At 56.4% G+C, this 3,508-nt stretch carries 2 protein-coding genes and 1 pseudogene; all 3 read right to left on the reverse strand.

The window, feature by feature from the left end:
* On the reverse strand, positions 1-2,649 hold a 2,649-nt coding region (gene rpoB / locus HT737_RS12345), incomplete at its 3' end, for a DNA-directed RNA polymerase subunit beta (protein ID WP_182402688.1).
* 221 nt (positions 2,650-2,870) lie between these two features.
* Positions 2,871-3,236, reverse strand: a complete 366-nt coding sequence (gene rplL, locus HT737_RS12350) for a 50S ribosomal protein L7/L12 (protein ID WP_041074960.1) — start codon at positions 3,234-3,236, stop codon at positions 2,871-2,873.
* Between the two features lie 74 nt (positions 3,237-3,310).
* Positions 3,311-3,508, reverse strand: a pseudogene (gene rplJ, locus HT737_RS12355) (50S ribosomal protein L10); the annotation flags it as partial.

A 3,508-nucleotide genomic window follows, 5' to 3' on the forward strand; every position in this document is an offset into this window, starting at 1 on the left:
GCCTACTTCAGCACCTACGTAAACGATACCGGCTTCGTCCAGCTTGTTCAGTGCAGCCTCACCCACGTTCGGGATGTCCGCAGTGATTTCCTCTGGGCCAAGCTTGGTGTCACGCGCCACACAGGTCAGTTCCTGAATGTGAATCGTGGTGAAGCGGTCTTCCTGAACCACACGCTCGGACAGGCAGATGGAGTCTTCGAAGTTGAAGCCGTTCCAGGCCATGAACGCGATGCGCATGTTCTGACCCAGCGCCAGTTCACCCATGTCGGTGGACGGGCCGTCAGCCATGATGTCGCTACGCTGAACACGATCACCCTTGCTCACCAGCGGGCGCTGGTTGATGCAGGTGTTCTGGTTCGAGCGGGTGTATTTGGTCAGGTTGTAGATGTCGACACCGGCTTCACCGGTTTCAACTTCATCATCAGCAACACGAACCACGATACGGCTGGCATCAACGGAGTCGATCACGCCGCCACGACGAGCCACGACGCAAACGCCGGAGTCGCGAGCCACGTTACGTTCCATGCCGGTACCTACCAGCGGCTTGTCAGCGCGCAGGGTTGGTACAGCTTGACGCTGCATGTTCGAACCCATCAACGCACGGTTGGCGTCGTCGTGCTCGAGGAACGGAATCAGCGACGCTGCAACCGAAACTACCTGCTTCGGCGAAACGTCCATCAGGGTGACGTCTTCCGGCGCCTTGACGGTGAATTCGTTCAGGTGACGTACGGCTACCAGTTCGTCGATCAGGACTTTCTGCTCGTTCATGGTCGCCGAAGCCTGCGCGATCACGTGATCGGCTTCTTCAATGGCGGACAGGAACACGATCTCGTCGGTGACCACACCCTCTTTCACCACACGGTACGGGCTTTCCAGGAAGCCGTACTGGTTGGTGCGGGCGTAAGCAGCCAGGGAGTTGATCAGACCGATGTTCGGACCTTCCGGCGTTTCAATCGGGCAGACACGACCGTAGTGAGTCGGGTGTACGTCACGAACTTCGAAGCCTGCACGCTCACGAGTCAGACCGCCAGGGCCGAGTGCAGAGACACGACGCTTGTGGGTGATCTCGGACAGCGGGTTGTTCTGGTCCATGAACTGCGAGAGCTGGCTGGAACCGAAGAACTCCTTCACCGCCGCAGCCACTGGCTTGGCGTTGATCAGGTCTTGCGGCATCAGGCCTTCGCTTTCAGCCATCGACAGACGCTCTTTGACCGCACGCTCAACACGTACCAGGCCAACGCGGAACTGGTTCTCGGCCATTTCGCCTACGCAGCGAACACGACGGTTACCCAGGTGGTCGATGTCATCGACAATGCCTTTACCGTTACGGATGTCGACCAGAGTCTTCAGGACCGCGACGATGTCTTCCTTGCACAGCACGCCCGAACCTTCGATTTCGGTACGACCGATACGACGGTTGAACTTCATCCGGCCGACCGCAGACAGGTCATAGCGCTCAGGGCTGAAGAACAGGTTGTTGAACAGGGTTTCGGCAGCGTCTTTAGTTGGCGGCTCGCCTGGACGCATCATGCGATAGATTTCGACCAGCGCTTCCAATTGGTTGCTGGTGGAGTCGATCTTCAGCGTGTCGGAGATGAACGGACCGCAGTCGATGTCGTTGGTGTACAGAGTTTCAATGCGAACAACGCCCGCCTTGGCAATTTTCGCCAGGACTTCGGTCGACAGCTCGGTGTTGCACTCTGCCAGGATTTCGCCGGTAGCCGGATGCACGATGACCTTGGCGGTAGTGCGGCCCAGAACGTAGTCCAGAGGCACGTCCAGCTCTTTGATCCCGGCTTTTTCCAGCTGGTTGATGTGGCGGGCAGTAATACGACGGCCCTGCTCTACAATCACCTTGCCTTTATCATCCTGGATATCGAGGACAGCCACTTCACCGCGCAGACGCTGAGGCACCAGTTCCAGGCTCAGGCCTTCGCCTTTAACGTGGAATACGTTGGTGGTGTAGAACGCGTCCAGCACTTCTTCGGTGGTGTAGCCGAGCGCGCGCAGCAGTACCGAGGCCGGCAGCTTGCGACGACGGTCGATACGCACGAATACGCAGTCTTTCGGGTCGAACTCGAAATCCAGCCACGAACCGCGGTAAGGAATGATGCGCGCGGAGTACAGCAGTTTACCGGAGCTGTGCGTCTTGCCGCGGTCGTGGTCGAAGAACACGCCCGGGGAACGGTGCAGCTGGGAAACGATAACACGCTCGGTACCGTTGATTACGAAGGTACCGTTCTCAGTCATCAATGGGATTTCGCCCATGTAGACTTCTTGCTCTTTGATGTCCTTGATCGCTTTGTTCGACGATTCTTTGTCGAAAATGATCAGGCGCACTTTTACCCGCAAAGGTACGGCGAAAGTTACACCGCGCAATACGCATTCTTTGACATCAAATGCCGGTTCGCCCAAGCGATAACCGACGTACTCCAGCGCAGCATTGCCGGAGTAGCTGATGATCGGGAAAACGGATTTGAAGGCCGCATGCAGGCCCACGTCGCGGAACTGATCTTTAGTCGCTCCCGCTTGCAAGAATTCACGATACGAATCCAGCTGGATGGCCAGGAGGTACGGCACATCCATGACGTCCGGCAACTTGCTAAAGTCCTTGCGGATACGTTTTTTCTCAGTATATGAGTAAGCCATCAGCGTTCCCCAGCTTGGTCACCTGCTTGTTTGGCCCCTCCCGACGGGAGCAGCCAGAAAATCGTGCAAACCCCATGGTTTGCGCCACCGCATCGGGTGGTTACAGCGCCTTTATCAGCACCGACCCAGTCGGCTGCCAATAACGGAAAAAGGCCGGTGGCAAGAGCCACCAGCCATCAGCCTGTCGCTTGACGCTCGGGCTGGAGGAGCAAAGTCGATACTTATTTCAGCTCGACTTTAGCGCCTGCTTCTTCCAGCTTCTTCTTAGCGTCTTCAGCAGCTTCTTTCGAAACGCCTTCAGCTACAACCTGAGGAGCGCCATCGACTTTCTCTTTGGCTTCTTTCAGGCCCAGACCGGTCAGTTCACGAACTGCCTTGATCACGTTTACTTTCTTCTCGCCGGCTTCAACCAGAACAACGTTGAACTCGGTTTGCTCTTCAACAGCAGCAGCAGCTACAGCTGGGCCAGCCGAAGCGGCAGCAGCGGTAACGCCGAAGGTTTCTTCCATCGCTTTGATCAGCTCAACGATTTCCACTACGGATTTCTGGCCGATTGCTTCGATGATTTGTTCGTTAGTCAGAGACATGACTCAATTCCTGAATTGGGGGACGGCCTACGCGACCATCGAAATAAACAAAAAACGCGAGAAGTCGACGAGCCTTAGGCTGCGGCAGCTTCTTTCTGGTCGCGAATTGCCGCCAGAGTACGAGCCAATTTGCTGGTAGCGCCTTGAATCACGCTCATCAGCTGAGAAATTGCTTCGTCACGGGTCGGCAGAGTTGCCAGTACGTCGATCTGATTAGCTGCGAGGAACTTGCCCTCGAACGCAGCTGCCTTGATCTCGAACTTGTCCTGACC

This window comes from Pseudomonas sp. MD195_PC81_125 (assembly GCF_014060985.1).
Lineage (GTDB): Bacteria > Pseudomonadota > Gammaproteobacteria > Pseudomonadales > Pseudomonadaceae > Aquipseudomonas > Aquipseudomonas parakoreensis.

What these genes read in the sequence shown, in the direction of transcription:
- rplL (WP_041074960.1), bottom strand. Translation starts at nt 3,236, where the DNA reads ATGTCTCTGACTAACGAACAAATCATCGAAGCAATCGGCCAGAAATCC.